Origin of the sequence: uncultured Luteimonas sp., assembly GCF_947492465.1 — a bacterium.
In the GTDB taxonomy this organism is placed as follows: Bacteria; Pseudomonadota; Gammaproteobacteria; order Xanthomonadales; family Xanthomonadaceae; genus Luteimonas.
Genome location: NZ_CANLNF010000004.1, coordinates 239954 through 266685 on the forward strand (window position 1 = coordinate 239954; position 26732 = coordinate 266685).

Genomic DNA, 26732 nt, shown 5'->3' on the forward strand with positions numbered 1-26732 from the left:
GACCTCAGTCCGCAGGGCCGGGACCGGCCGGCATCGCGGCGGCGGCCGTGCGGAGGAGCTCGCCGGTCCTGGCATCGGCCGGGAAGAACGATTCGATCGCGAGTTCCGACAGCGTCACTTCCACCGGTGTGCCGAAGACCGTGGTGGTGCTCAGGAACGACAGTTCGCCCAGCGCCGTGCGGATGCGCAGCGGCACGATCACCGCGTTCGGCTCCTGCGGCTCATGCGCCTGGTCGCACGCGGGCGCCGGATAGGCGGCCAGTTCGTCCAGCAGCGCCTGCAGCGTGGAATCGCCCGTGGCCTCGATCTGCTGGCGCAGCCGGTGCAGCAGGTGCGCGCGCCACTGGCCCAGGTTGGCGATGCGCGGCGCGACGCCGTCGGGATGCAGGCTCAGGCGCAGCACGTTGACCGGCGCCTCGAGCAGCGCCGGCGACACGCCCTCCAGCAGGGGCGCGAGCGCGCGATTGGCCGCCTGCAGCTGCCAGTGCCGGTCCACCGCCAGCGCGGGGTAGGGTTCGTGGCCGCGCAGGACCAGCTCAACCGCCCGGCGTGCCTGCTCAAGCGTGGGATCGTCGATGCGCCGTTCGCTGTACACCGGCGCGTAGCCAGCGGCGATGAACAGCGTGTTGCGCTCGCGCAGCGGCACCTCCAGCCGGTCCGACAGCCGCAGCAGCATGGCGCGGCTGGGCAGCGAGCGGCCGGTCTCGACGAAGCTCAGGTGGCGCGGGGAGATGCCGGCCAGGCCGGCGAGGTCGAGCTGCGAGAGGCGACGCCGCTGGCGCCAGCCGCGCAGCTGCTCGCCGACGTTGCGCATGTGGGCCTGGTGGGTCTGCATGGGGGCACGATAGCCGGTCCAGAAGCCGGGCGGCTTTACCTGGCAGGTCATCGCGCCGACGACGCGGCGCGCCCAGCATGGCGTCGACCCTTCCACCAGGAGCATTGCCATGAACCTGCGCCAGATCGCCGCCCATCCCCGTTTCCTGCCGCGCCTGCTGCTGGTCGACGCTGCCGCGACGGCATCGACCGCGGTCTTGCTGGTCGCGGCTGCCGACACGCTGGCGCCGCTGCTGCAGCTGCCCGCAGGCCTGCTGCGCGGTGCCGGTGCGGCGCTGCTGCCGTTCGTCGCCCTGGTCTACGGGCTGTCGCGCCAGGCGGCGCCGGTGCGCAGGGCGGTGGCGGCCGTGGTCGCAGTCAACTTCGCCTGGGTCGCGGCCAGCGTCTGGGTCGCATTCGGCGGCAGCTGGCAGCCGAGCGTGGCCGGCATCGCCTTCGTGCTGGCGCAGGCGCTCGCGGTGCTGGCGTTCGCCGACCTGGGCTGGATCGGGTTGCGGGCGCGACCCGCGGCGGCCTGAGCGGACGCGCTCCGGGATCGCCTGCGCGCCCGGCCCCGCGCGCCTCAGCCGAATTCGCGCGAGGGCAGGGCGATGCGCCGCTGCGGACGGCCGACCAGGTCGAGGAAGTTGTTGAACACCGCATCGGCGCCGGCCTGCATCGCGGCGATGTGTTCGCGGGTATGGGCGCGGATCGCCGCCTCGTCGTGCAGCCCCTCGCGGCGCTCGAGTTCGGCCCGATAGCCGGGCGTGGCCAGCCAGCGTTCGATCAGCGGCTCGTCCATCTCCAGGTGGAACTGGAATCCGTAGGCCTTGTCGCCCCAGCGGAAGGCCTGCTGTTCGCAGGTCTCGCTGCGGGCGAGGTGGACGGCGCTGCGCGGGATCTCGAAATGCTGGCCGTGCCACTGGAAGACCGGTGCCTCCTCGCCCAGCGGCGCCAGCACCGGATCGCGGCGCCCGGCCTCGGTCGGGCGCAGCCGGTACCAGCCGATCTCGGGTACGTGGTGGCGCTTGACCGGAGCGCCCAGCGCGTGCGCCAGCAACTGCGCGCCCAGGCAGATGCCCAGCACCGGCTTGCCCTGGCCCAGCATCCGCTCGATCGCGCGCAGTTCGGTGCGCAGGTGCGGCCGCGATTGCTGCTCCTCGACGTTCATCGGCCCGCCCAGCACGACCAGCCCGCGGTAGCGGTCGATGTCGGGCTGCGCATCCGGTTCGCGCTCGAAGTTGACGAAGCGGACCCGGTGGCCGCGACGACGGATCAGCGGATCGAGCGTGCCCAGCGGCTCGGCCGCGACGTGCTGGAAGACGAGAAGGCGGGACATGCCGCCGATTCTAGAAAGGATCGGGCGGCTTGCGCGCGATGGTTGCGGCTGTGACGCTTGGCCAGGTGCGCGGTGGCCGAACCTAGGGGTCCCGGCTCCGGGCCTGGCGCTGGTGCCGCGGGAGCGGACTCAGCCGCGAACGGACCTTCCGGACGCTCTCGACCCCACCCTTGCCGACGGTGCTGCCGCGAGGCGCCCGCCCAGGGTCAGTCCCGGCGCCCGCGCGGGCCCGGCTTCGCGCCTCGCGGCGGCGCCTTGCCGCGTGGCTTGCCGGGTGCGGGCCTGGGGCCGGACTTGCCGCGCGGCGCGGCGCGCGCGTCCTCGTCGGCGCGACGCATGCGCAACTGCTGTCCGGACACCCACACCTTCTTCAGGTGCTCGAGCACCTCGCGCGGCATGCCCTGGGGCAGGTCGACCAGGCTGTAGTCGTCGCGGATGTCGATGCGGCCGATGAAGCGGCTTTCCAGGTCGGCCTCGTTGGCAATGGCGCCGACGATGTTGCCAGGCTGCACGCCGTGCACATGGCCCACGTCGATGCGGAAGGTCTCCATCGGGAAGGCCGGGTCGCCGGCGCGGCGCTCGGCCCGTTCCGGACGTTCGCGGCGCGGCGGGGCCGCCGGACGGGCCTCGTCCTCGACCAGGGCTTCGCCGGCGTTCGGCGCCGCGCGTTCGGGCCGGGGTCGGGCGGCCGGGGCCGGCCTCGGCTCGACCGCGGGATAGGCCTCGCGCCGCTCCATCCGCTCGCGCGGGCCGCGGCCTTCGTCGCGGTCCTTGCGCGGCGACGGGGCGGCGATCAACAGCGGCGTGTTGCCCTGCACCGTGCGCGCCAGCGCGGCGGCGATCTCGGCGGCCGGCACGTTGTGGTCGCGCTCGTAGCGCTCGACCAGGTCGCGGTACAGCGCCAGGTCGGGGCTCTCCAGCGCACTGGTGATGCGGTCCATGAACTTGTCGACGCGGCGCTCGTTCACCGTCTCCACGCTCGGCAGCTGCATCGGCTCGATCTTCTGCCGCGTGGCGCGTTCGATCGCCCCCAGCATGCCGCGCTCGCGCGGCGCCGCGAACAGGATCGCCTCGCCGCTGCGCCCCGCGCGGCCGGTGCGGCCGATCCGGTGCACGTAGCTCTCGGTGTCGTAGGGGATGTCGTAGTTCAGCACGTGGCTGATGCGTTCCACGTCCAGCCCGCGCGCGGCCACGTCGGTAGCCACGAGGATGTCGATGCGGCCGTCCTTGAGCGACTGGATGGTCTTCTCGCGCTGCTTCTGGTCGAGGTCGCCGTTGATCGCGGCTGCGGCGAAACCGCGCGCGGACAGCCGGTCGGCCAGTTCCTGGGTGCCGAGCTTGGTGCGCGCGAAGATGATCATCGCGTCGAACGGCTCGGCCTCGAGGATGCGGGTGAGCGCGTCGAGCTTGTTGGTGCCGCTGACCATCCAGACCCGCTGGCGGATGTTGGCCGCGGTCGTGGTCTGCGACTTGATCGCGATCTCGACCGGATCCTTGAGGTAGGTCTGCGCGATGCGCTTGATCTGGCTCGGCATGGTGGCCGAGAACAGCGCGACCTGGCGCGTGGCCGGGGTCTTCTTCAGCACCGCCTCGACGTCGTCGATGAAGCCCATGCGCAGCATCTCGTCGGCTTCGTCGAGCACCAGGGTGCGCAGTTCGGACAGGTCCAGCGTGCCGCGGTCGAGATGGTCGATCACGCGGCCCGGAGTGCCGACGATCACCTGCACGCCGCGCTTGAGCGCCGCCAGCTGCGGGCCGTAGCCCTGGCCGCCGTAGATCGGCAGCACCTGGAAGCCGGGCAGATGGGCGGCGTACTTCTGGAACGCCTCGGCGACCTGGATGGCGAGCTCGCGCGTGGGCGCCAGCACCAGCACCTGCGGCTTGCGGGCGGCCGGATCCAGGCGTGCCAGCGCGGGCACGGCGAACGCGGCGGTCTTGCCGGTGCCGGTCTGGGCCTGGCCCAGCATGTCGCGGCCTTCCAGCAGCGGCGGGATGGTCGCTGCCTGGATCGGCGAGGGCGATTCATAGCCGACGTCGGACAGGGCCCGGAGCAGCGGCTCGGGCAGGCGGAAGTCGGAAAAGGAGACGGGGGGCGTAGGAGCGCTCATGGGCAGGATCGCGCCGATGGCGCCAACTTGGGGGCGCACATTCTACTCCCCGGCGCGCATCGACCCGCTGAATGCGGGCAGGGCAGCCGGCAGGGCGCGCCGCGGAATCCCGGCGCCGCGCCCGGGTGCGCGCTGCACGAGGTCGCGGTGCCCATGCGGGCCGGCGTCGCGAGCATCGCGGCGGAGCCTCGCCGGAACGCGCAGACCGCTGGCGGATTCCGGCTGTACCGTGCCGCGCGACCTCCCCACGACGGGCCCGGCGATACCATCGACCCCATGGATCTGCCCCGCCTGCGCTTCGACAACGCCCTGGTCCGAGAACTGCCCGGCGACCCCGAAACCGGCCCCCGGCTGCGCCAGGTCGCGGGCGCGGTCTGGTCGCGGGTGGCACCGACGCCAGTGGCGGCGCCGGCGCTGCTGGCGCATTCGCGCGAGCTGGCCGCGGAGCTGGGCTTCTCGCCGGCGCAGGTGGACAGCGCCGGATTCGCCGCGGTCTTCGCCGGCAATACCCTGTTGCCGGGCATGGATCCGGTCGCGAGCGCCTACGGCGGACACCAGTTCGGGCACTGGGCCGGGCAGCTGGGCGACGGGCGCGCGATCACCCTCGGCGAGTGCATCACCGCCCAGGGCCAGCGCCGCGAACTGCAGCTCAAGGGCGCGGGCCCGACGCCGTATTCGCGCAGCGCCGATGGCCGCGCCGTGCTGCGCTCTTCGGTTCGCGAGTTCCTGTGCAGCGAGGCCATGCACCACCTCGGGGTGCCGACCACGCGCGCGCTGTCGCTGGTGGGGACCGGCGAGCCGGTGGTGCGCGACATGTTCTACGACGGCCATCCGGCGCCGGAGCCGGGCGCGATCGTGTGCCGGGTCGCGCCCTCGTTCCTGCGTTTCGGCCACTTCGAACTGCCGTACTCGCGCGGCGACCTCGCGCTGCTGCGGCAACTGGCCGATTTCTGCATCTGGCGCGACTTCCCGCACCTGCTCGGCGAGCGCGCGGCCCAGCCGCTGGCGGCGCTGCGCGCGGACGGCGCCTTCGATGAGTCGCGCTACGGCCAGTGGTTCGCCGAGGTCTGCGTCCGCACCGCCCGCATGGTGGCGCACTGGATGCGGGTGGGCTTCGTCCACGGCGTGCTCAACACCGACAATATGTCGATCCTCGGCCTGACCATCGATTACGGACCGTACGGCTGGATCGACGACTTCGATCCGGACTGGACGCCCAACACCACCGATGCGCAGGGCCGCCGCTACCGCTTCGGCTGGCAGCCGCGGGTGGCGCACTGGAACCTGGCGCGGCTGGCGCAGGCGCTGTCGCCGCTGTTCGACGACGTCGCGCCGCTGGAAGCGGGACTCGACCGCTACGCCGAGACCTGGCAGGCGGTCGAGCGCGAGGATATCGCCCGCAAGCTCGGCCTGGTCCGCTGCGGCGACGACGACGTCGCACGGATGGAGCGGCTGCAGGCGCTGATGCAGGCCGCGCAGATGGACATGACGCTGTGCTTCCGCGCGCTGGCCGACATCGATCCGGCGCGCCCTTCGCTCGAACCGCTGGCGGCCGCCTTCTACGATCCGGCGCTGCGTGAGGCGCATGCGCCGGCGCTGAAGGACTGGCTGGGCGATTACGCGCGGCGGCTGCGCGAGGATCCGCTCGATGCCGCCCCGCGTCGCGCCCGCATGCAGGCGGCCAACCCGAAGTTCGTGCTGCGCAACTACCTGGCGCAGCAGGCGATCGACCGGGCCACGGCCGGGAAGGTGTCGGCGATCGACGAACTGCTGGAGGTCATGCGCCGGCCGTACGACGAGCAGTCCGGCCGCGAAGCGTTCGCGGCCAGGCGCCCGGACTGGGCGCGCAACCGGGCCGGGTGCTCGATGCTGTCCTGCAGTTCCTGAGCCTGCTGCGGCCGGCCGTCGGTGTCCGGCCGGCGAGGCCCGCGCGCGTCACTCGTCCAGGAATGCGCCGCAGCCGGCGAACGTCTCCGCGCCCACCGTCAGTGCGATCGAGGTCGGGTAGACCTGGTCGCTCATGCCGTCGCTGCAGTCGCCGCGGGTGATGCGCAGTTCGACCGCGCTGCCGTCGTCGGCGACGCCCTCGAAGCCCGCGCGCGCCGGCAGTGGCGTCGCCTGCGCGACGGTGAGCGGACGTTCGCCCATGTCCAGCGCCAATTGCATCGAGGGCGCTGCGCCGCCTGCGACTTCCAGCGACCAGAACGGCTCGGTGCCCAGTGCGCGGAAGACCACGCCGCGCGAGCGCGCTTCGTCCCAGGGCGAGACTTCCCCGGTCACCGAGCAGTCGTGACGCTGGCCATCGAGGGTGAGCGTGGCCTGGTCGCCCTTGTTCCAGAATTCGTTGCCGCGCTCGTCGGCATAGCGCGCACCCGAGGCCGAAATCGCCTGCGGCAGGACGATGCGGCGGGTGGCGACGGTGAGGACGAGCTCGCCGCGGAGGTTGTCGAAGACCGCGCCCGCCAGCAGGTCGCCGCAGCGGAAGCTCGCGGTCGCGGTGTCGGGACGCGGCGGCGTGGCGGTGGCGGCGCCCACGCCGGCGCCGGTGTCCGCCGATGCCGCGTTCCCGTTACCGGTCGCGGGTTCCGGATCGGGGCTGCAGGCGCTGGCCAGCAGCGCGAGGCAGGCGAGGGCGAGGCGCATGGGCGGCTCCCGGGAGGGACAGGAATGCCAATGTCCGGCTTCGTCGACGCGAACGCAAATGGTGGAAGGATCGCTTCGTTCGCCCCCCGGCCGCGGGAGGGGCAATGCAGGGGAATTGCGCAGGCGGATGTCGTGCGACGTGACGGCCTCCGCTCCCTCCTCCGCTTGCGGGGCATTGCGCCCTTCACGGGTGGAGGGCCGGGGTGGGGGACCGCCAGATCGCCGCACAGCCCGCCGCAGCTACTCCGGCGCCCGATCCACCCGCATCACCGGATACAGGTCGAGCCGCTCGTCCCAGGACGGATGCAGCCGGTGGAAGAACTCCAGCCGCGCCGCCGGGCTGTCGGCAAACGCGCGGTCCTCGCGCAGACGGCGCTCGAACTGCGTCTTCAGCGCCGGATCCGCGGCCAGCATCCCGCGCGCCACGGCCTCGGCCACGTAGGCCTCCATGTATTCCTTGCGCTCGAAGGCATTGTTGAACAGGCCCCACTGCAGCAGCGAGTCGGGCGCCTGCGGTTCGAGCAGGGCCATCGCCAGCCGCGCCTTGGGCTGCGCGATCGGCACGAACAGCGCGCCCGCACGGACCGTCCGCGTCGCCGGCTTCCATTCGCCTTCGACCGTGAGCCGCTGGTGCCCCTCGACCGGCTGCGCCGCGAACTCCTTGCCGGTCGCGCGGAAAACCTCCACCGCCAGTGCCGCGCCCGCAGGCTGCGCGCACCGGTCGCAGTCCACGCGGCGGTAGCGGATCCCGTGCGCGTCCAGCCTCGGCGCGACGATACCGGCGAACCCCGCCGGCACGACGTAGCCGGCGCGCGGCGCCGCGACCACGGTGCGCGGCACGATGGTGTCGCGCAGCGGCACCTTCCACACCTGCGGCGTGGTGGTGTCGTAACGCGTCATCATCGCGCCGGAGATCTCCGACGGCGTGCGCGTGTAGGCATAGCCGCGGAAGTCGATGACGCGGCTGTCCGCGGTGGCCCGGTAGTCCAGCGCCACCGGCTGGCCTGCCAGATCGCGCGCGTCGGCGGCCCGGGCCAGCGCCATCCATTCGCGGCCCTGCCGCGCCACCTGTTCCAGCACCGACACGATCGTGTTGCGGGTGATGCGCACGCGCACCGGGTATTCCTTCCACGAATGCGTCTCGACCAGCATCGCCAGGCGGTTGCGCAGCAGGAAGTAGCCGGTGGAGAAGCGCGGCGGCGACACCCCGTCCTCGAAGCCCGAGGCCGGATCCTGGTAGTCCTCGAACGAGGGGTAGAACGGCAGCGGCAGCGAGCCCTGGGCGGCGAGGTCGGCGATCGTGCGCTCGCGCAGCGACAGGCCGGCCTGGCGCAGCGCCTCGTCGCCGCCGTGCAGCGGTTCGACCTGGATCGAGATGTCGTGCTCGAACTGGGCGCCGTTGGTGGCGTGCAGGTCGATGGTGGCGATGGGGTCCCAGGCCTCGACCAGGCGCAGCATCGCCTGCATCTCGGGCGCGTCGGCCTTGGCGTAGTCGCGGTTGAGGTTGTAGTTCTGCGCCGTGGTGCGCCAGCCCATCTCCTCCGGGCCGCGCTGGTTGGGCCGGTTCCAGGCACCGAAGCGCTCGTGCCCGTCGATGTTGAACACCGGCACGAACAGCCAGACCAGTTCGTCCAGGGCGCCGGGCGCGGCGTCGCCGGCGAGCACCTCGCGCAGCGCCAGGAAGCCGGCGTCCTTGCCGTCGATCTCGCCGGCATGGATGCCGCCCTGCATCAGCACCACCGGCAGGCCGCGTGCGCGGGCCGCCTCCGGGGTCAGGGCGCCGCTGCGCGAGATGGCGAGGGCCTTCATCGGCCGGCCCTCTGGCGTGGTGCCGAAGTCGAGGCAGCGGGCCGCGTCGGGATGGCGCTGCTCGAAGGCCGCGCACAGGGCGATCGTTTCGTCGTAACGGCCGGTCTTCACGAAGCCGCTGCGCTCGGCGATCGTCGCCAGGGGCGCCTGGGCGGCGGCGGACAGCGGCGCGAGCACGACAAGGAACGCGGCGAGGAGGGGCTGCTTCATCGGGGGCCGGGGCGGGGACGTGGGCCGGGATGATGCCAGCCGGTCGCGGGCCGGCCCAAGTGTCAATGGGACCGGACGCATGGGCAGACGGCCGCCGGATCGGCTAGCCTGCCCGACTTTCCCGCCTTCCGGACCCGACGCCCATGAACCACGGCGCCACGCCCGCTCCCACCGGCCAGGGCCGCATGCCCGGCCAGATCAAGTACATCATCGGCAACGAGGCCTGCGAACGTTTCAGCTTCTACGGGATGCGCAACATCCTGGTGCCGTTCCTGATCAGTTCGGTGCTGCTGCAGTACCTGCCCGAGGGCAGCGATCGCGAGGCGATGGCCAAGGAGGTGTTCCACTCCTTCGTGATCGGCGTGTACTTCTTCCCGCTGCTGGGCGGCTGGCTGTCGGACCGCTTCTTCGGCAAGTACAACACCGTCCTGTGGTTCTCGCTGATCTACTGCGCCGGCCATGCGTGCCTGGCGCTGTTCGAAGGCAACCGCACCGGGTTCTTCACCGGCCTGTTCCTGATTGCACTGGGGTCGGGCGGCATCAAGCCACTGGTGGTCAGCTTCTGCGGCGACCAGTTCGACCAGTCCAACAAGGACAAGGCCAAGCTCGTCTTCGACGCGTTCTACTGGATCATCAACTTCGGCTCGTTCTTCGCCTCGCTGTTCGCGCCGCTGCTGCTGCGCCACTTCGGGCCGGCGGTCGCGTTCGGCGTGCCGGGCGTGCTGATGTTCATCGCCACGGTGATCTTCTGGGTGGGTCGCCGCCAGTACGTCAACGTGCCGCCGTCGGGCAAGGATCCGCACTCCTTCCTCAACGTGATCCGGACCGCGCTGCGCCAGCGCAGTGCGGGGCAGGGCAACGCCGGCGCGATGGTGGCCTGGGGCGGCGTGGCCGCCGCCGCGGTGATGCTGCTGCTGTGGGCGTTCGATGCGGCCGGCCTGGGCGTGCCGTGGCCGGATGCGTTCGGCTTCGTGATCACCGCCTGCCTGGCGCTGGGCGTGCTGATCGCCTTCGGCGGCTGGGGCGCCTCGCTGCAGCTCGAGCGCGCGCGCGGCCTGCATCCGGATGCGGCGGTCGACGGCGTGCGCGCGGTGCTGCGCATCCTGATCGTGTTCGCGCTGGTCACGCCGTTCTGGTCGCTGTTCGACCAGAAGGCCTCGACCTGGATCATCCAGGGCAACGCCATGTTGATTCCGCACGGGTCATGGTGGTGGCCGAGCTGGCTGATCCAGGAGCCGGCGCAGATGCAGGCGCTCAACCCGCTGCTGGTGATGCTGCTGATCCCGTTCAACAACCTCGTGCTGTACCCGCTGCTGCGGCGCATGGGTTTCGTGGTCACGGCGTTGCGGCGGATGGGCTGGGGCATCGCGATCTCGGGCGTGTCGTGGATCGTGGCCGGCGTGCTGCAGCTGTGGATCGATGGCGGCGCCGAGGTGTCGCTGGCCTGGCAGTCGCTGCCGTACCTGCTGCTGACCTTCGGCGAGGTGCTGGTCTCGGCCACCGCGCTGGAGTTCGCCTACAGCCAGGCCCCGCACGCCATGAAGGGGGTGATCATGGCGTTCTGGTACCTCACCAGCACCTTCGGCAGCCTGTGGGTGCTGCTGACCAATGCCGGCGTGCGCAACGACGGCTTCAAGGCGATGATCGCGCAGACCGGACTCAGCGAGCCGGCGTTCCTGATGTTCTTCTTCGCCGCGTTCGCCTTCGTCGCCGCGGCGGCCTTCGCGCTGTACGCGCGGCGCTACCCGATGCAGGACAACTATCGCGTCGCGACCTGACGCAGCAGGAGCCCGGACATGTCCATCGTCACCTTCATCCTGATCGGCGTGACCGTGCTGGTCTCATGGCAGGCCTTCAACAACCGGGCGCTGCTCGAGCGCCTGATCCTGTGGCCGCCCGCGATCGACCGCCATCGCCAGTACGACCGTCTGGTTACGCACGGCTTCATCCACGCCGACAGCCAGCACCTGCTGTTCAACATGATCACGCTGTTCTTCTTCGGACGCGCGATCGAGCCGGTGTTCGTCGACCGGATCGGGCACCTGGGCTTCGCCGCGTTCTACCTGTCGGCGATCGTCATGGCGATCATGCCGACCTACTTCCGCCACCAGAAGGATGCGGGCTACCGCAGCCTCGGCGCCTCGGGCGCGGTGTCGGCGGTGCTCTTCAGCTTCATCCTGTTCGCGCCGTGGACGCTGATCTTCGTGTTCTTCATCCCGGTGCCGGCGATCGTCTACGCGGTGGCGTACATCGGCTATTCGATCTGGATGGACCGTCGCGGCGGCGACAACGTCAACCACAGCGCGCACCTGTGGGGCGCGGCCTACGGGATCATGTTCACCGTGCTGATGGAGCCGCGTGCGGCCAGCACGTTCGTGGCGCGGCTGCTGAGCCCGGGGTTCGGCAGCTGAGGCGCCGCGCCGGCGCAGGCCGGCGCGACGGGTGCGGCGTCGATCAGACCGCGGAGGTCTGCACGTGGCGCCGTTCGATGTCGGCGTCGGTGACGCGGTAGGTCTGCTCGAGTCCGCCATAGATCAGCGAATCGAGCTGGGAGAACTCCAGGTTCTCCACCTCGCCGTTGCGCACAAGGTCGAACAGGCGGTTGATGGCCTGGTGCTGGGTGGTGCTGTCGATCATCGCGGTTCCCCTGTTGCAGACGGTTTCGGATGACCCGTTTCAAGCAGGTTGCGTGCCAGAAGGAACCGTGATGTGCGTCAAGCTCTAGGCTGACGCGTCGCGTCAGCCCCTGGCCGGCCGCGCGCATACTGACCGGAAGCGCAGCCGCTGGCGGCGCCATTCCAGGCTGAACGGAGCAGGTCGATGGAGGTTGGACACAGGCAGGGACAGGGCTTCCATCTGGAGGTCGATGGCCATCGCGCGGTTCTCGACTACACGCTCGAGGGCGACCGGATGCGGATCACCCACACCGGCGTGCCGTCGGAACTGCGCGGGCGCGGCATCGCCGGGCAACTGGTGCGCGCCGCGTTCGACCATGCGCGGACGCAGGGGCTGCGCGTGGAGCCGCAGTGCGAATACGCGGCCGCCTGGCTGGAGCGCCATCCAGACTACGCCGACCTCGCCGTCGAAGGCTGAGCGCTCCCGGCGCGCGGGAATGCGTCGCCCGACCGGCATGCCGCAGCCGCGCCGCCCGCGACGCCGGCGCGCCATCGCCGCACGCGATCTGCGAAACTGCGCGCCCCTGACGCCCCGGCCTCCCATGCGGCTCAACCGTTACATCAGCGATACCGGCCACTGTTCCCGCCGCGAGGCCGACCGGCTGATCGGCGAGGGCCGGGTGACCGTGAACGGCATCCGCGCCAGGATCGGCGCCGAGGTCGGCGACGACGATGCGGTCCTGCTGGACGGGCAGCCGCTCAGGCAGCGCAGCACAGCGCGCGGCGGCCGCCGCCACGTCTACATCGCGCTCAACAAGCCGGTGGGCATCACCTGCACCACCGAGTCCTCGGTGAAGGGCAACATCGTCGACTTCGTCGGCCACGAGCAGCGGATCTTCCCGATCGGGCGGCTGGACAAGGATTCGGAGGGGCTGATCCTGCTGACCAGCAACGGCGACATCGTCAACGCCATCCTGCGCGCGGAGAACAAGCTGGAGAAGGAATACCTGGTGGCCGTGAACCATCCGGTCACCCCCGAATTCCTGCGTGGCATGAGCCGCGGCGTGCCGGTCCACGGCCAGACCACGCTGCCGTGCCGGACCGGGAAGCTGGGGCGGTTCGGATTCCGGATCGTGCTGGTGCAGGGCCTGAACCGGCAGATCCGCCTGATGGCCGCGCATTTCGGCTTGCGGGTCAAACAGTTGCAGCGGGTGCGGATCGGGGGCGTGCGGCTCGGCCACCTCAAGCCGGGGCAGTGGCGCAACCTCAGCGATGCCGAGCTGGCGGGGCTGTTGCCGGGCCGCGAGGACTGGTAACCGGTTGACAAATGTCGTTTACACTTTCCCGCGAAAGTGCGCTATCGTGCGCGGACTGTTCAAGGCCGGGATCACGGTACATCGTGGCTCCGATGCGGTAGATCACCAGAGTTACAGGCCGTCCCCCCCGGCGGTTGCTCCAGACGATCCGCTCCATCGTTCGCGTTACCCCTTGCTCGATACAGTCCAGGCACCCCTTACGAGACAAGGGGGCTGGTATCCATCCACTGTCTAGTTTCAAGGAGTAGCAACATGTCCGAACGTCAGACCGGTACCGTCAAGTGGTTCAACGACGCCAAGGGCTTCGGCTTCATCACCCCGGAAAGCGGCCAGGACCTCTTCGTCCACTTCCGTTCGATCCAGGGCACCGGCTTCAAGTCGCTGCAGGAAGGCCAGAAGGTGACCTTCAAGGTCGTGCAGGGCCAGAAGGGCCTGCAGGCTGACGAAGTGCAGCCGGTCTAAGCGACTCGTCGCACAGACAATGCCAGAAGGCCCCGGGTGGCGACACCCGGGGCCTTTTTCGTGCGCGGCCCTTGGCGAGACATGTCGGCCGTGCGGCGGATGCCGTTCGCTGCCGCGGCGTCGTCGATCCGACCCGGGGCCTCGTCAGTCGCAGCTCTCCCGCGACCTGCGTCGTGCGCGAGCCACATCGGTGCTCAACCGCACCCGCGCGGACGGTGCAAGGCCTCGCACTCTGCTGGCAACAGAAACAGAACACGCTTGTCGCGACCCGCCTTGACCGCACCTGCACGCGCCTGACGTTATAAAAACGTTAGCGCATGTGCCATGCGCCTCACTGTGGACAGGGGGTTCAATGAAGCGGTTACTGGTGTCGATCCTGGTCGTGTGCGCGCTCGCCGGATGCCGGCGCGATGCGCCGACGCAGGACGCATCCGCGGCTGCCGGAGCGGCGCATGCGCCCGAGGTGCCGGCCGAAGCCGCGCCGCAGCCGGTGGTGCTCGAGGACGTGGTCGAAACGGATCCGCGCTACATCATCGGCATCACCTGGCCCGACGGCGCGGACCGCTATCCCGCGCTCGCCGCCGAACTCAAGGCCTATGCCGACAGTGCACGCGCCGAGGTGATGCAGGCCGTGGAAGCGCTGGAACCCGGCGCCAGCGCCATGTACGACCTGGCACTGGAGTTCAAGGTGCTGGCCGATACCCCGGAGGTGTTCGCGGTCGCGGCCGATGGCGGGACGTATACCGGCGGCGCGCACGGCAGGCCGCTGATCGCGCGCTTCGTCTGGCTGCCGCGCGAAGAGCGCCTGCTGACGCCGGACGCGCTGGTGCCCGACCCGGACTCGTGGCGGGAGATTTCCGCCTACGTGCGCGAACAGCTGCATGCGGCGCTGTCGCAGCGCGTGGACGCCGATGAGCTTGACCCCGGAGAACGTGCGCGCGTGATGCGTTCGGCCGGGCGCATGATCGACGAAGGCACCGCGCCGGAACCGGACAACTTCGCGCGGTTCGAACCGGTCACCGGCAGCGGTGGCCGCTTCGCCGGACTGCGCTTCGTGTTCCCGCCCTACCAGGTCGGACCGTACTCGGACGGCGTGCAGAGCGTCGAGGTCCCGGCCGCGGTGCTGCTGCCGCACGTGGCGCCAGCCTACCGGCCGCTGTTTTCCGACGCGACGGCCGCGCAGTAGACTGGCCCGCGAAGCGCCGGCGGTGGCATCGCCGGTGCGGAGCGGGAACATGGGCGACTCGCGTTTCCGTACCCGTCTACAGGACCTGCTCGCGGAGGCCGACGTCCGCATCGACGGCGCGCGTCCCTGGGACCTGCAGCTCCACGACCGCGACCTGCCCGCGCGCCTGCTGGCGGGCGGTTCGCTGGCGCTCGGCGAGTCCTACATGGACGGCGACTGGGACGCCGCGTCGCTGGACGGCATGCTCTGGCGACTGCTCTCGGCCGGGATCGACCAGCGCGTGCGCGGCTTCGCCGACCTGCGCCTGGCGGTGCTGGCGCGCCTGTTCAACCTGCAGCGCGGGCGCCGCAGCTACGAGGTCGGCGAACGCCACTACGACCTGGGCAACGACCTGTACCGGGCCATGCTCGGGCGGCGGATGGTCTACAGCTGCGGCTACTGGCGCGAGGCGCGCGATCTCGACGCGGCGCAGGACGCCAAGCTGGCGCTGTGCTGCCGCAAGCTCGGGCTCGCGCCGGGCATGCGCCTGCTCGACATCGGCTGCGGCTGGGGCGAACTGCTGCGCTACGCCGCGGAACGCCACGGCGTGGCGGGCGTAGGCATCACGATCTCGACGCAGCAGGCCGCGCATGCCCGCGAGCTGTGCGCCGGCCTGCCGGTCGAGATCCGGGTGCAGGATTATCGCCAGCTCGACGATCGCTTCGACCGCATCGTCTCGGTCGGCATGTTCGAGCATGTCGGTGCGAGGAACTACGCGGACTATTTCGATGTCGCGCGCCGCTGCCTCGACGGCGAGGGCCTGTTCCTGCTGCATACGATCGGTGCCAACCTCAGCCGCAGCCACACCGATCCGTGGATCGCGAAGTACATCTTCCCCAACTCGATGCTGCCGTCGGCCGCGCAGCTCACCGCGGCGCTGGAAGGGCGCTTCGTGATCGAGGACTGGCACAACTTCGGCGCCGATTACGACCGCACCCTGCAGGCCTGGCGCGACAACATCGAAGCGGCCTGGCCGACGCTGCCGGAGCGCTACGACCGGCGCTTCCGCCGGATGTGGCGCTACTACCTGGCCGGCTCGATGGCCGCGGCGCGTGCGCGCGTGATCCAGCTGTGGCAGCTGGTGCTGTCGCCGCACGGCGTGGCGGGCGGCTACGTGGCGCCGCGCTGACGCGCGCGGTCGCGGCTCAGTCCCTGGCCGCGTCCGGATAGCGGGCCAGCAGCGCTAGCAACACGCCATTGGTCCAGCCGAACCCATCCTGCAGCGGGTATTCGCCGCCGCCGGCTTCGGCGTCGCCGGTGACGTCGTATTTCTCGACCAGCTTGCGCTGCGTGCGGAACAGCTCGAGGTTGCGGCGGATCCATCGGCCGGCCACCTCGCGCGCGAGCGCGTCCTCGCCATAGCGCGACAGGCCGCGGATCGCCAGCCACTGCAGCGGCGCCCAGCCGTTGGGCAGGTCCCACTGCTCGCCGCTGCGCACGGTGGTGGTGGCCAGCCCGTGCGGCTGCAGCAGGCGTTCGCGCAGCGTCGCGGCGATCCGGCCGGCCTGCGCCTGCGAGGCGATGCCGAAGTAGAGCGGATAGACGGTGGCCAGCGTGACCGTGCCGGTGGAACGCATGCCGTCCCGGAGGTGGTCAGTGAACGCGCCCCGGTCCTCGTCCCAGAGCAGGCTGCGGATCGCCCCGGCGCGCGCCTCGGCGCGGGCGCGGTAATGCGCGGCGCGATCGGCGTCGCCGGCCGATCCATGGGCCTGGGCGAGCGTCGATTCCAGCGCGTGCATCAGGCTGTTGAGGTCCGGCGGCACGATCTCCACGGTGCGGATCGTGTGCAGGCTGCGCCCGTCCGCCAGCCAGCGCGAGCTGAAGTCCCAGCCGCTCTCCGCGCCTGCGCGCAGGTTGCGGTAGACCTCCGCGGCCGGGCGTCCGGACGCCGCGGCGGTGGCCACGTCCATGATGTGGCTTTCGTCGCGCGGCGTGTCGCAATCGTCCCAGTAGCGGTTGAGCACGGTGCCGTCGGGCAGGCGCACGACGCGCCGGTAGGCGGAGCCGGGCGCGAGGTCGTCGGCGCCATCCATCCAGAACGCGTATTCGCGCTCGAGCTGCGGCAGGTGATCGGCGAGCACCTGCGGCCCGTCGCGGCTGGCCAGCAGCTGCACCATCGGCGCGAAGAACGGCGGCTGGGAGCGGCTGAGGTAGTAGGTGCGGTTGCCGTTGGGCACGTGCCCGTAGCGGTCGATCATCGCCGCGAAGTTGGCGACCATCGCGCGCACCAGGTCGAGCCTGCCGCTTTCCACCAGGCCGAGCATGGTGAAGTAGGAATCCCAGTAGTAGATCTCGTCGTAGCGACCGCCGGGCACCACGTAGGGCCGCGGCAGGGGCAGCAGCGAACTGCGCGCGTCGCCCGGCTGCGGCTGGCGCTCCAGCGCGGTCCACAGGCGGTCGATGTGGGTCACCACGTCGTGGCGCGGGTCGGTGCTGTAGCTGCCGCCGGCCGGTCGGGGGAGTTCGAAACGCTGCCGGATGAAGCGTCCCAGGTCGAAGTCGGGCGCGCCGCGCCGCTGCGCGTACTCGGCGGCGATGGCGGCTGGCGCGGCCGCGGGGATGGCATCCACCATCGACTTGGGGTCCTGCACCACGCGCTGCGCCTCGGCGAACAGGTCGCCGTAGATCTCCGGGAAGCCGGCCACGCACTGCTGGGCCAGGGCAGGTGTCGACGTGGCCCACAGCAACAGGGCGAGCAAGGGCGGACGATGGCGGACACTCATTGCAGGGCCTCCTCCAGGGACGTGGCGATGTCGGCGTCGACGCGCAGGGTGGCCAGCCCGTCCGCGCGTGTGCAGCCGGCGTTGAGGATCGCGAGCGGCAGGCCGGCGGCCGCGGCCATGCGCGCGAAGCGGAAGCCGGACCAGACCATCAGCGAGGAGCCTGCCACGAGCACGGCATCGGCGTCGTGCAGGGCCTGCTGCGCCTCGGCCACGCGTTCGCGCGGGACGTTCTCGCCGAAGAACACCACGTCCGGCTTGAGCAGGCCGCGGCAGAACCCGCAGTAGGGCGGGGCGAAGCCGTCCACGGCGTCGTCGTCGAGGTCGGCATCGCCGTCCGGCGCCGTCGGCGCCGCGCCGGCCTGCCATCCCGGGTTGGCCTCGACGATGGCGCTCTGGACCGCCTCACGCCGGCTGCGCGCGCCGCAGCCCAGGCAGACCACCGCGTCCAGCCGGCCATGCAGGTCGATCACCCGGCGGTTGCCGGCGCGCTGGTGCAGGCCGTCGACGTTCTGGGTCAGCAGCAGCCGCACCTGTCCGCGCCGTTCCAGGGCCGCCAGCGCCCGGTGCGCGGGATTGGGCTCGGCGCCGAGGAAGCGCGGCCAGCCGACGCTGCTGCGCGCCCAGTAGCGTCGGTAGGCGGCATCGCTTCCGGTCAGCTGCTGCAGGGTGATCGGCGGGCTGCGCTTCCATTCGCCGTTGCGGTCGCGGTAGTCGGGGATGCCCGAACCGGTGCTGCAGCCGGCGCCGGTGAGGATGAACAGGCGCTCGTGGCGCCCGATCCAGTCGCGCAAGGCGCTGGCGGCGGACCCGCCACGGGCGAGAGGGGCTGACATCGCGGACATGGGCGGATGCTAACCGGAGGCGTGTGGAGGACCCGCAGGTCGCCAGGACAGGCCTGGGGGGGCGTCGGGCGGAGTGCCAGGACGCCGCCGTCGGTCACCTGCCATCCGGGTTCCGGCGGAAGACGTGGCGCGACTGCGACAACGCGTACCCGCCTGGTCCGGAGGCCCGCAAGGAAAAACGCCGCCGGGGTCACCGGCGGCGTCGTTCGTGCGGCTGCGTTGGCCGGTCAGTTGGTCGCAGGCGCGTCCAGGCCGCGCTTCTTCAGCAGCGGCTCGATCCGCGGCTCATGGCCGGTGAAATCGACGAACAGCTGCTTGGCGTCCTTGGCCCCGCCGCGCGAGAGCAGGGTGTTGCGCAGGCGGTCGCCGTTCTCGGGCTTGAGCCCGCCATTGGCCTTGATCCACTCGACCGTGTTGGCGTCCAGCACTTCCGACCAGATGTAGGCGTAGTACGCGGCCGCGTAGCCGCCCATGATGTGGCTGAAATACGGCGTGCGGTAGCGCGGCGGCACCGGCGCGTAGTCCAGCCCCACCGACTTGAGCGCGGCGGCCTCGGTGGCCATGACCTGGTCTGCCGAAGGCAGCTGGTCCTGCGGCAGCTGGTGCAGGTACTGGTCGAGCATCGCGGCGCCGAGGTATTCGGTGGTGGCGAAGCCTTCGTTGAAGGTGGCCGAGGCCATCTTCTTGTCCAGCAGCGCCTGCGGCAGCGGTTCGCCGGTCTCGTGGTGCTTGGCGTAGTTGGCCAGGATCGACGGCCAGTCGGCCCACATCTCGTTGACCTGCGAGGGGAACTCGACGAAGTCGCGCGGCACGTCCATGAAGAAGTACGGGTACTTCACGTCCGAGAACATGCCGTGCAGCGCATGGCCGAACTCGTGGAACATGGTGGTCACTTCATCCCAGGTGAGCAGGGTCGGCTCGCCGGCCGGCGGCTTGGGGATGTTCTGGTGGTTGGCCACCACCGGCAGCGTGCCCTCGAGCTCGGACTCGCCCACGTAGGAGTTCATCCACGCACCGCCGCGCTTGGACGGACGCGCATAGGGGTCGAAGATGAAGATCGACAGCTGCTTGCCGTCCTTGTCGAAGACGTCGTAGGTCCAGGTGTCGGCGTGGTACTTCGGCAGGTCGGTGCGTTCCTTGAACGTGATGCCGTACAGCTGCGTGGCGGCGAAGAACACCCCGTTCTCGAGCACGTTCTTCATCTCGAAGTAGGGCTTGAGCTGGTTGTCGTCGAAGTCGTACTCGGCCTGGCGCACCTTCTCGGTGTAGTAGGCCCAGTCCCAGGGTTCGAGCTGGAAGCTCGGTTCGCCCTTCGCGGCCTGCTCGCGGTCGATCATCGCCTGCAGCGCGGCACCCTCGCGACGGGCGTTGGCGACGGCGGCCGGCGCCAGGCGGCCGAGCATCGCGTTCACCGCCTCGACGGTGCCGGCGGTTTCGTCGGCCAGGGTGAAGGCGGCGGGGGTGTCGTAGCCCAGCAGCGCGGAGCGTTCGCCGCGCAGCTTCAGCACCTCGGCGACGATACCGGTGTTGTCCCACTGGTTGCCGCGGCTGCCGCGGGCGACGGACGCCTTGTGCACGCGCTCGCGCAGGGCGCGGTTGTCCAGCTGCGGCAGCAGCGGCTGGCCGGTGGTGTTGAGCAGGGTCAGCAGGTACTTGCCCTCATGGCCCTTGGCCTTGGCGGCCGCGGCGGCGGTGGCGATCTGCGATTCGCTCAGGCCGGCGAGTTCGGCGACGTCGTCGACCAGCACGGCGGAGTCGTTGACCTCGTCGAGCACGTTGTTGGAGAACTGCGTGCCCAGCGCGGCCATGCGCGCGTTGATCTCCTTCAGCCGCGCCTTGTCGGCCTCGGCCAGCTTGGCGCCGGAGCGCACGAAGTCGTCGTAGTACTCCTCGACCAGGCGCACGCCCTCGGCGTCCAGGCCCAGCGCGTTGCGCTGGTTGTAGACCGCTTCCACGCGCTCGAACAGCTGCGGGTTGAGCATGATCGCGTCGCGGTGCGCGGCGAACTTCGGCGCGTACTCGTTGTTGATCTTCTTGCGCGTGTCGTTGGTGTCGGTGCCGTTGAGGTTGCCGAAGATGCGGCGTGCGTTGCCCAGCAGTTCGCCGGACTTCTCCAGCGCGATGATCGTGTTCTCGAAGGTCGGTGCCGACTTCCCGGTCGCGATCTTCTCGATCTCCTCGAGGTTGCGGGCCATGCCGGCGTCGAAGGCCGGAGCGAAGTGTTCGTCCTTGAGCTGGTCGAACTGCGGGTAGCGCAGCGGCAGCGGGCTCTGCACGAACAGCGGATTGGCGGCCTGGCTGCCGGCGCTCGCGGCTGCGGCGGTGTTCACGGAGCCGTCTCCGGTGGTCTGGGCCGAGGCCGCGGTGGAGACAGCGGCTGTCAGCGCGATGGCGAGGGCGGCGGCGAGCGGGTGCTTCATGGGTCGATCCTTGTGGAACTCGAAAATCCAAGGGTATCCGATGGGGCAGGGCACCGGCCCATGACGAACGGCACATGGCCCCGGCGCGCGGACGGGCGCGGCGCAGGGATACACTGCGGCGGGTACGTTCCTTCACACGCTGGCCGCGGCGCGGCATCGGGGGTTGCATGAGGCAGCACGGGTTCCTGTTCCTCCTGCTGGGCCTGTCGCTGGCGGGCGCCGCCGGGGCGGCGGACACGCTGCGCTACGTGGTCCTGGTGGACGGCGGCAAGCAGGCCGGGCAACAGACGGTGACCGCCGGCGAGGACGGCGTGACCCGGACCGAGTTCATCTTCAAGGACAACGGCCGCGGCCCGGAACTGAAGGAGGAGTACACCCTCAACGACGACGGCACCTTCCGTCGCTACCGGGTGACCGGCACCTCCACGTTCGGCGCGCCGGTCGACGAACATTTCGAACTGGCCGACGGCGTGGCGCGCTGGACCTCCACGTCCGACCAGGGCGAGCTGGCGGTGGCACCCGGCGCGCAGTATTCACCGCTCGGCGGGACCCCGGTCGTGGCCTCGGTGGCGCTGGCCGCGATGGCCGCGCGCGAGGACGGGCGCCTGCCGCTGATTCCCAGCGGCACCCTGAGCGCGCGCAAGGTCGACCAGGCCGAGGTGCGCAGCGGCGACGACACGCGCCAGGTGCAGTTGCTGGCGATCACCGGCATCGGCTTCACCCCGACCTTCGTCTGGGCCACCGACGAAGCGCGGCCGCGCCTGTTCGCCTACATCTTCCCGGGCTTCCTGCAGCTGGTCGAGGCTGGCTGGGAGGGCAATGCCGATGCTCTGGAATCGGTGCAGAAATCGGCCGAGTCGCAGGCGCTGGTCTCGCTGCAGCAGCGGCTGGCGCATCCGCTGCCGGGCAGCACGCTGATCCGCAATGCGCGCGTGTTCGACAGCGAGCATGCGCGGCTGGGCGCCGCGTCGGACGTGCGCCTGGACCAGGGCAGGATCGTCTCGGTCCTGGCGGCCGGTGCGGACGATGCGCCGGCCGACCAGGTCATCGACGCCGGCGGTCGCGTGCTGCTGCCCGGACTGTTCGACATGCATGCGCACGCCGACCGCTGGAGCGGCGGCCTGCAGCTGGCGGCCGGGGTCACCTCGCTGCGCGACATGGGCAACGACAACGCCAGCCTGCAGCAGCTCATGGCCGACGAGCGCGCAGGCACGCTGCTGATGCCGCGCGTCGTCGCGGCCGGCTTCCTCGAGGGAGAGAGCGAGCAGTCGGCGCGCAATGGCTTCGTGGTCAGCGACCTGGACGCCGCCCGTGAGGCGATCGACTGGTACGCGGCCAACGGCTATCCGCAGCTCAAGATCTACAACTCGTTCCCGAAGGACATCCTCGCCCCGACCGTGGCCTACGCGCATGCCAAGGGGCTGCGCGTCAGCGGCCATGTGCCGGTATTCCTGCGCGCCCAGGACGCGGTCGATGCCGGCTTCGACGAACTCAACCACATCAACCAGGTGGTGCTGAACTTCCTGGTCGAGCCCGGGACCGACACGCGCACGCTGGAGCGCTTCTACCTGCCCGCGCGCGAGGCCGCCGGCCTCGACCTGGACTCCGCGCCGGTCCGCGACTTCATCGCGACCCTCGCGGAAAAGCGGATCGTGATGGACCCGACGCTGGCGACCTTCGAGTTCCTGCACCAGCGCAACGGACAGATCACGCCGATCTTCGCCGGCATCGAGGACCACCTGCCGCCGGACGTGCAGCGCGGGCGGCGCGCGGCGGAAATGGACATCCCCGACGACGCCACCGGTGCGCGCTATCGCGAGTCGTTCGAACGGATGGTCGAGTTCGTCGGCCGCGCCTATCGCGCCGGCGTGCCGCTGGTGGCGGGCACCGACGAGGTGCCCGGCTTCACCCTGCAGCACGAGCTGGCGCTGTACGTGCGCGCCGGGCTGACGCCGGCGCAGGTCCTGCAGGTCGCCACCTGGAACGGGGCGAAGTACTCCGGCGTGCTCGACCGGCTGGGCAGCATCGCGCCCGGCAAGCAGGCGGACCTCGTGCTGGTGGACGGCGATCCGACCACCGACATCGCCGACATCCGCCGGGTCGTCACAGTGATCAAGGGGCAGACCGCCTACTATCCGGCCGAGATCCACGCCGAACTCGGGATCCGGCCGTTCGCCGAGCCGCTGCGCGTGCAGGCGGCGACGCCGTGACTACCGCGCACGACTTCACCGCGACGGGGCTCGACGGCGACGAGATGGCCCTTTCCGACCATGCGGGCAAGGTGCTGCTGATCGTCAACGTGGCCTCCAGGTGCGGCTTCACCCCGCAATACGCCGGCCTGCAGCAGCTGTGGCGCGACTATCGCGAGCGCGGGCTGGTGGTGCTGGGCTTTCCCTGCGACCAGTTCGGCCACCAGGAGCCGGGCGACGAGGCGGCGATCCGCGCGTTCTGCACGCTCGACTACGGCGTCGATTTCCCGATGTTCGCCAAGGTCCAGGTCAACGGTGCGCAGGCCCATCCGCTGTGGAGCTGGCTCAAGCGCGAGAAGGGCGGCCTGCTCGGCATCGGCGCGATCAAGTGGAACTTCACCAAGTTCCTGGTCGGCCGCGACGGCCAGGTGCTGCGCCGCTATGCGCCGACGGACACGCCCGAAAGCCTGCGCCGCGACATCGAAACCGCGCTCGCCTGAGCGAGCGTGGCGGATGCGCCGCGCGCTGCGTCAATGGACGATGGTGACCGGCACCTGCGTCCCCGCAAGCACCTTCATCGAGACCGAGCCGAGCAGGGTGCCCTTGATCCCGCCACTGCCGCGCGACCCCATCACGACCAGGTCGACCTTCTGCTTGTTCGCGGTGTCGAGGATGCCGGTGGCGACCGCGTCCACCACTTCGACGAACTCCACCGGCACCTTGTTGCGGGCCAGTGCTTTGCGGGCCGGCGCGAACATCCGCTCGAAGTTCTCCGCATGGTGCTTGCGCGCGGCGTCGGCACCGATCTTGCGCTCCACCCCCGGGAACAGGGCATCGTCGACCGCCACCACCAGCACCTTGCCGGGCTTGGCGAAGGACTTGGCCAGCGTCAGCGCGTGCTTGAGGGCGCGCGTGCTCGTTTCGCTGCCGTCGACCGGAACCAGGATCTTCATGCGATGTCCTCCGAATGATGCGGGGATTCTACGACGTCTCCCGTCGGTGGCGGGCGGCCGTCGCGCGGAGGCGACTCACTTCTCGACGAAGGCGCGCTCGAACACGTAGTCGCCCGGCGTGCCGATGCGCGGCGCGGCGACGAAGCCGCGGCGGTCGAGCAGGGCGCGGAAGTCGGCCAGCATCTGCGGGCCGCCGCAGATCATGGCGCGGTCACGCGCGGGGTCGAGGGGATCGAGTCCAAGGTCGGCGGCCATGCGGCCGCTGTCGAGCAGGTCGGTGAGGCGGCCGCGCTGGTCGCGGCCCTCCCACTGGAAGGGTTCGCGGCTGACCACCGGGTAGTAGAGCAGCTGCTGCGAGATCTGTTCGCCGAGGAACTCGTGGCGCGGCAGTTCGTTGAGGATGTAGTCGCGATAGGCCAGGTCGCCCGCACTGCGCACGCCATGGGCCACGACCACGCGCTCGAAGCGTTCGTAGGTTCCGGGATCCTTGATGACCGACATCCATGGCGCCAGCCCCGTCCCGGTCCCCAGCAGGTACAGGTTGCGGCCGGGGTGCAGGTCGCTGATCAACAGGGTGCCGGTGGGCTTGCGCCCCACCAGGAGATGGTCGCCCGGCTGGATATGCTGCAGGCGAGAGGTCAGCGGGCCGTCGGGGACCTTGATGCTGAAGAACTCCAGCTGCTCCTCCCAGTTCGCGCTGGCGATCGAATAGGCACGCAGCAACGGCTTGCCGCCGATCTCGAGGCCGATCATCACGAACTGCCCGTTCTCGAAACGGAAGCCGTCGTCGCGGGTGGTGGTGAAGCTGAAGTAGCTGTCGGTCCAGTGGCGGACGTCCAGCACCGTTTCGGTGCCGAAGGCGGAGGACATGGGGAGGAGTCAGCAGAACGTCAGCTGTGAATTATAGCCAACCGGCCGGCCCTGCTCCGGGCGCCGGTCCGGGCATTTTGTCCCCACGCCCAACCGGGCGCGGCTAGCGGTAGCCCGCCGCCTGCAGCTCGAACAGCTCGGCATAGCGTCCGCCCTGGGCCATCAGCTCGTCGTGGGTACCGCTGGCCTCGACCCGGCCATCCGCCAGCACCAGGATGCGGTCGGCCATGCGCACGCTGGAGAAGCGGTGCGAGATCAGCACCGCGGTGCGCTCGTCGGACAGCTCCTTGAAGCGCTGGAACACCTCGAACTCGCTGCGCGCGTCCAGCGCCGCGGTCGGCTCGTCCAGGATCATCACCTGGGCGTCGCGCATGTAGGCGCGGGCGATCGCGATCTTCTGCCACTGCCCGCCCGACAGGTCCACGCCGGTCTTGAAGCGGCGCCCGATCAGCTGGTCGTAGCCTTGCGGCAGCGCCTCGATCACCTCGTCGGCCATGGCCCGGCGGGCCGCATCCTCGATCCGGCCGCGGTCGTCCATGTGGTCGATCCGGCCTACGCCGATGTTCTCGCCGGCGGTGAGGTGATAACGCACGAAATCCTGGAAGATCACGCCGATGTTCGCGCGCAGCGCATCGATGTCGTACTCGCGCAGGTCGCGCCCGTCGAGCAGGATGCGGCCTTCGTCCGGGTCGTAGAGCCTCGCCAGCAGCTTGACCAGGGTGGTCTTGCCGGCGCCGTTCTCGCCGACCAGCGCCAGCACCTCGCCGGCGCGCAGTTCGAAGTCCAGGTGCCGCACCGCCCAGCGCTCGGCGCCCGGATAGCGGAAGCCGACGTTCTCGAACACGAAACCCTGCGCGATCGGGCCGGGGAAGGGCGCGGGATGTTCCGGCGAGGTGATCTCGGGCTCGATCTCGAAGAACGAGAACAGGTCGTCCAGGTACAGCGCCTGCCCGGCCACCTGCGAGAAGCCGATCAGCAGCCCTTCGAGCAGTTGCCGAAGCCGGCGGAAGCTGCCGGCCAGGAAGGTCAGGTCGCCGATGGTGAAGTCGCCGCGCACCGTGCGCCAGGCGATGTAGGCGTAGGCCACGTAGTAGCCCAAGGTGCCGAGCGCGGCCAGCAGCGTGCCCCAGAACGCGCGCCGCCGCGCCAGCGCGCGGTTGGCCAGGAAGAACCTGTCGGCCAGCGTCCGGTAGCGGTCGACCAGGAAGCGGTGCAGGTTGAAGATCTTCACTTCCTTGGCGGTCTCGACGCTGGCGCCGGTCTGGCGCACGTACTCGAGCTGCCGGCGTTCCGGCGTCCACTGGAAGTTGAGCGAATAGCCCAGCGCGCTGAAGTGCGCCTCGCCGAGAAAGGCCGGCACCAGCGCCACCGCCAGCAGCACGATCAGCCAGGGCGCATAGACCAGCAGGCCGACAGCAAAGCTGACCACCGTGATCACGTCCTGGACCTGGCCGAACAGCTGGCCCATCAGGTTCATCCGGCCCATGGTCTGGCGCCGCGCGCGATCGAGCTTGTCCTGCACGTCCGGGTCTTCGAAATCCTCCAGGTCCAGCGTCGCGGCATGCTCCATCAGGCGCACGCTGGTGGCGTTGGTGAACAGCTCCGACAGCAGCGAATCCGCGTAGCTCACGATCCGCCCGAGCAGGTCGGAGGCGATCGCCAGGCCGAACTCGATGGCCAGCAGCCACATCAGCGGATCGAGCTGGCCGCTGCGCCAGGCCTCGCCGACCGAGTCGAAGGCCAGGCCCAGCCCGACCAGGCGGATCGCCTCGTCGATGATCAGCTTGCCGACGTACAGGGTGAGGATCGGCAGGAAGGCGCGCACCACGCGCAGGCCGATGCTGGTCAGCCCCAGTGCGGGGCTGGTCGCCCAGATCTGGCGCAGGAAGGGCGGGATGTTGCGCATCGCGTCGAAGCGCTCGCGCAGGCTGGGGCGCGAGTCGGCGCGGCTGGGTTTGGGGGCGGTGTCGCTGCCGCTTCGGCTCATGCCCGCATTGTGCATCGGGTCCGTGCGCGTGTCGCGAAGGCGAGGGCTCCCCTGACATGCGGCCGGGCGCCGCGCGCGAATGCCGGCGGCGAGGGGCGTTCCCAAAGCCTTCGCGACCAAGGTCGCTCCCACAGGGAGCGGCCGATGCCTGATCGGGCGCAGGGATGCGCTTCACGCGGGAGCGCGCTCGCGCGCGAATGCAGGCGCC

Annotated in this window: 23 protein-coding genes; 11 read left to right on the plus strand and 12 right to left on the minus strand. The window is 70.5% G+C overall.

Annotation, left to right across the window (positions count from 1 at the left end):
- Positions 1-4: 4 nt before the first annotated feature.
- The gene (locus tag Q0863_RS11590) at positions 5-946 is read right to left on the minus strand and encodes a helix-turn-helix transcriptional regulator (protein WP_298578038.1); all 942 of its coding nucleotides are present in this window, start codon (positions 944-946) and stop codon (positions 5-7) included.
- Between Q0863_RS11590 and Q0863_RS11595 the strand changes: the two genes are divergently transcribed.
- Positions 945-1352, plus strand: a complete 408-nt coding sequence (locus Q0863_RS11595; protein ID WP_298578039.1) for a hypothetical protein — start codon at positions 945-947, stop codon at positions 1350-1352. The two genes, Q0863_RS11590 and Q0863_RS11595, sit on opposite strands and share 2 nt — an antisense overlap.
- A gap of 44 nt (positions 1353-1396) precedes the next feature.
- Here Q0863_RS11595 and Q0863_RS11600 read toward each other — a convergent pair whose 3' ends face one another.
- Positions 1397-2152: a gamma-glutamyl-gamma-aminobutyrate hydrolase family protein gene (locus Q0863_RS11600; protein WP_298578040.1), complete on the minus strand. Its 756-nt coding sequence runs from the start codon at positions 2150-2152 to the stop codon at positions 1397-1399.
- A 206-nt stretch (positions 2153-2358) separates the two neighbouring features.
- Positions 2359-4260 (minus strand): DEAD/DEAH box helicase, encoded by a 1902-nt coding sequence (locus tag Q0863_RS11605; RefSeq protein ID WP_298578041.1) that lies wholly within the window; start codon positions 4258-4260, stop codon positions 2359-2361.
- 282 nt (positions 4261-4542) lie between these two features.
- Here Q0863_RS11605 and Q0863_RS11610 point away from each other — a divergent pair, with 282 nt between their 5' ends.
- Positions 4543-6147 (plus strand): protein adenylyltransferase SelO, encoded by a 1605-nt coding sequence (locus tag Q0863_RS11610; RefSeq protein ID WP_298578241.1) that lies wholly within the window; start codon positions 4543-4545, stop codon positions 6145-6147.
- Positions 6148-6195: 48 nt separating this feature from the next.
- Here the strand turns inward: Q0863_RS11610 and Q0863_RS11615 are convergent, their stop codons facing one another.
- Positions 6196-6903, minus strand: a complete 708-nt coding sequence (locus Q0863_RS11615) for an MliC family protein (protein ID WP_298578042.1) — start codon at positions 6901-6903, stop codon at positions 6196-6198.
- A 240-nt stretch (positions 6904-7143) separates the two neighbouring features.
- Complete coding sequence (locus Q0863_RS11620; protein ID WP_298578043.1) at positions 7144-8922, minus strand: M14 family metallopeptidase; 1779 nt, start codon at positions 8920-8922, stop codon at positions 7144-7146.
- Positions 8923-9065: 143 nt separating this feature from the next.
- Between Q0863_RS11620 and Q0863_RS11625 the strand changes: the two genes are divergently transcribed.
- Positions 9066-10700, plus strand: a complete 1635-nt coding sequence (locus Q0863_RS11625) for an oligopeptide:H+ symporter (RefSeq protein WP_298578044.1) — start codon at positions 9066-9068, stop codon at positions 10698-10700.
- 24 nt (positions 10701-10724) lie between these two features.
- On the plus strand, positions 10725-11333 hold the full coding sequence (locus tag Q0863_RS11630; protein ID WP_298578243.1) for a rhomboid family intramembrane serine protease: 609 nt from the start codon (positions 10725-10727) through the stop codon (positions 11331-11333).
- Positions 11334-11376: 43 nt separating this feature from the next.
- Here Q0863_RS11630 and Q0863_RS11635 read toward each other — a convergent pair whose 3' ends face one another.
- Positions 11377-11559: a hypothetical protein gene (locus Q0863_RS11635; protein ID WP_298578045.1), complete on the minus strand. Its 183-nt coding sequence runs from the start codon at positions 11557-11559 to the stop codon at positions 11377-11379.
- Between the two features lie 183 nt (positions 11560-11742).
- Between Q0863_RS11635 and Q0863_RS11640 the strand changes: the two genes are divergently transcribed.
- The 5 genes from Q0863_RS11640 to cfa all read left to right on the plus strand — a co-directional run bounded on the left by Q0863_RS11640 (position 11743) and on the right by cfa (position 15669).
- On the plus strand, positions 11743-12015 hold the full coding sequence (locus tag Q0863_RS11640) for a GNAT family N-acetyltransferase (RefSeq protein ID WP_298578047.1): 273 nt from the start codon (positions 11743-11745) through the stop codon (positions 12013-12015).
- A 124-nt stretch (positions 12016-12139) separates the two neighbouring features.
- A complete protein-coding gene (locus tag Q0863_RS11645; RefSeq protein WP_298578048.1) occupies positions 12140-12853 on the plus strand; it encodes a pseudouridine synthase in 714 nt (237 codons plus the stop codon).
- A gap of 252 nt (positions 12854-13105) precedes the next feature.
- The gene (locus Q0863_RS11650) at positions 13106-13315 is read left to right on the plus strand and encodes a cold-shock protein (RefSeq protein ID WP_298578049.1); all 210 of its coding nucleotides are present in this window, start codon (positions 13106-13108) and stop codon (positions 13313-13315) included.
- A 352-nt stretch (positions 13316-13667) separates the two neighbouring features.
- Positions 13668-14501, plus strand: coding sequence for a DUF3298 and DUF4163 domain-containing protein (locus Q0863_RS11655; protein WP_298578051.1), 834 nt, complete (start codon positions 13668-13670; stop codon positions 14499-14501).
- A gap of 49 nt (positions 14502-14550) precedes the next feature.
- Positions 14551-15669, plus strand: a complete 1119-nt coding sequence (gene cfa / locus Q0863_RS11660) for a cyclopropane fatty acyl phospholipid synthase (RefSeq protein WP_298578052.1) — start codon at positions 14551-14553, stop codon at positions 15667-15669.
- Between the two features lie 16 nt (positions 15670-15685).
- On the opposite strand, the gene treF is transcribed toward cfa, so the two are convergent.
- From treF to Q0863_RS11675, 3 genes are all read right to left on the minus strand, one after another.
- Positions 15686-17263 (minus strand): alpha,alpha-trehalase TreF, encoded by a 1578-nt coding sequence (gene treF / locus Q0863_RS11665; protein ID WP_298578053.1) that lies wholly within the window; start codon positions 17261-17263, stop codon positions 15686-15688.
- Positions 17260-18096, minus strand: coding sequence for an NAD-dependent protein deacetylase (locus Q0863_RS11670; RefSeq protein ID WP_298578245.1), 837 nt, complete (start codon positions 18094-18096; stop codon positions 17260-17262). The genes treF and Q0863_RS11670 overlap by 4 nt, the downstream gene beginning before the upstream one ends.
- 236 nt (positions 18097-18332) lie before the next feature.
- Complete coding sequence (locus Q0863_RS11675; RefSeq protein ID WP_298578054.1) at positions 18333-20525, minus strand: M3 family metallopeptidase; 2193 nt, start codon at positions 20523-20525, stop codon at positions 18333-18335.
- A 167-nt stretch (positions 20526-20692) separates the two neighbouring features.
- Here Q0863_RS11675 and Q0863_RS11680 point away from each other — a divergent pair, with 167 nt between their 5' ends.
- Entirely contained in the window at positions 20693-22735 is a 2043-nt protein-coding gene (locus tag Q0863_RS11680; protein WP_298578055.1) for an amidohydrolase family protein, read from the plus strand.
- On the plus strand, positions 22732-23214 hold the full coding sequence (locus Q0863_RS11685; RefSeq protein ID WP_298578057.1) for a glutathione peroxidase: 483 nt from the start codon (positions 22732-22734) through the stop codon (positions 23212-23214). The genes Q0863_RS11680 and Q0863_RS11685 overlap by 4 nt, the downstream gene beginning before the upstream one ends.
- 30 nt (positions 23215-23244) lie before the next feature.
- Here the strand turns inward: Q0863_RS11685 and Q0863_RS11690 are convergent, their stop codons facing one another.
- From Q0863_RS11690 to Q0863_RS11700, 3 genes are all read right to left on the minus strand, one after another.
- Positions 23245-23667: a universal stress protein gene (locus Q0863_RS11690; RefSeq protein ID WP_298578058.1), complete on the minus strand. Its 423-nt coding sequence runs from the start codon at positions 23665-23667 to the stop codon at positions 23245-23247.
- 75 nt (positions 23668-23742) lie between these two features.
- Positions 23743-24537, minus strand: a complete 795-nt coding sequence (locus Q0863_RS11695; RefSeq protein WP_298578059.1) for a ferredoxin--NADP reductase — start codon at positions 24535-24537, stop codon at positions 23743-23745.
- A 103-nt stretch (positions 24538-24640) separates the two neighbouring features.
- On the minus strand, positions 24641-26524 hold the full coding sequence (locus Q0863_RS11700; RefSeq protein ID WP_298578060.1) for an ABC transporter ATP-binding protein: 1884 nt from the start codon (positions 26522-26524) through the stop codon (positions 24641-24643).
- Positions 26525-26732: the final 208 nt, after the last annotated feature.

Coding starts and splice junctions, on each gene's coding strand:
- Q0863_RS11595 (WP_298578039.1), top strand. CDS start 945: ATGAACCTGCGCCAGATCGCCGCCCATCCCCGTTTCCTGCCGCGCCTG.
- Q0863_RS11590 (WP_298578038.1), bottom strand. CDS start 946: ATGGCAATGCTCCTGGTGGAAGGGTCGACGCCATGCTGGGCGCGCCGC.
- Q0863_RS11600 (WP_298578040.1), bottom strand. CDS start 2,152: ATGTCCCGCCTTCTCGTCTTCCAGCACGTCGCGGCCGAGCCGCTGGGC.
- Q0863_RS11605 (WP_298578041.1), bottom strand. CDS start 4,260: ATGAGCGCTCCTACGCCCCCCGTCTCCTTTTCCGACTTCCGCCTGCCC.
- Q0863_RS11615 (WP_298578042.1), bottom strand. CDS start 6,903: ATGCGCCTCGCCCTCGCCTGCCTCGCGCTGCTGGCCAGCGCCTGCAGC.
- Q0863_RS11620 (WP_298578043.1), bottom strand. CDS start 8,922: ATGAAGCAGCCCCTCCTCGCCGCGTTCCTTGTCGTGCTCGCGCCGCTG.
- Q0863_RS11625 (WP_298578044.1), top strand. CDS start 9,066: ATGAACCACGGCGCCACGCCCGCTCCCACCGGCCAGGGCCGCATGCCC.
- Q0863_RS11635 (WP_298578045.1), bottom strand. CDS start 11,559: ATGATCGACAGCACCACCCAGCACCAGGCCATCAACCGCCTGTTCGAC.
- Q0863_RS11640 (WP_298578047.1), top strand. CDS start 11,743: ATGGAGGTTGGACACAGGCAGGGACAGGGCTTCCATCTGGAGGTCGAT.
- Q0863_RS11645 (WP_298578048.1), top strand. CDS start 12,140: ATGCGGCTCAACCGTTACATCAGCGATACCGGCCACTGTTCCCGCCGC.
- Q0863_RS11650 (WP_298578049.1), top strand. CDS start 13,106: ATGTCCGAACGTCAGACCGGTACCGTCAAGTGGTTCAACGACGCCAAG.
- Q0863_RS11655 (WP_298578051.1), top strand. CDS start 13,668: ATGAAGCGGTTACTGGTGTCGATCCTGGTCGTGTGCGCGCTCGCCGGA.
- cfa (WP_298578052.1), top strand. CDS start 14,551: ATGGGCGACTCGCGTTTCCGTACCCGTCTACAGGACCTGCTCGCGGAG.
- treF (WP_298578053.1), bottom strand. CDS start 17,263: ATGAGTGTCCGCCATCGTCCGCCCTTGCTCGCCCTGTTGCTGTGGGCC.
- Q0863_RS11670 (WP_298578245.1), bottom strand. CDS start 18,096: ATGTCAGCCCCTCTCGCCCGTGGCGGGTCCGCCGCCAGCGCCTTGCGC.
- Q0863_RS11675 (WP_298578054.1), bottom strand. CDS start 20,525: ATGAAGCACCCGCTCGCCGCCGCCCTCGCCATCGCGCTGACAGCCGCT.
- Q0863_RS11680 (WP_298578055.1), top strand. CDS start 20,693: ATGAGGCAGCACGGGTTCCTGTTCCTCCTGCTGGGCCTGTCGCTGGCG.
- Q0863_RS11690 (WP_298578058.1), bottom strand. CDS start 23,667: ATGAAGATCCTGGTTCCGGTCGACGGCAGCGAAACGAGCACGCGCGCC.
- Q0863_RS11695 (WP_298578059.1), bottom strand. CDS start 24,537: ATGTCCTCCGCCTTCGGCACCGAAACGGTGCTGGACGTCCGCCACTGG.
- Q0863_RS11700 (WP_298578060.1), bottom strand. CDS start 26,524: ATGAGCCGAAGCGGCAGCGACACCGCCCCCAAACCCAGCCGCGCCGAC.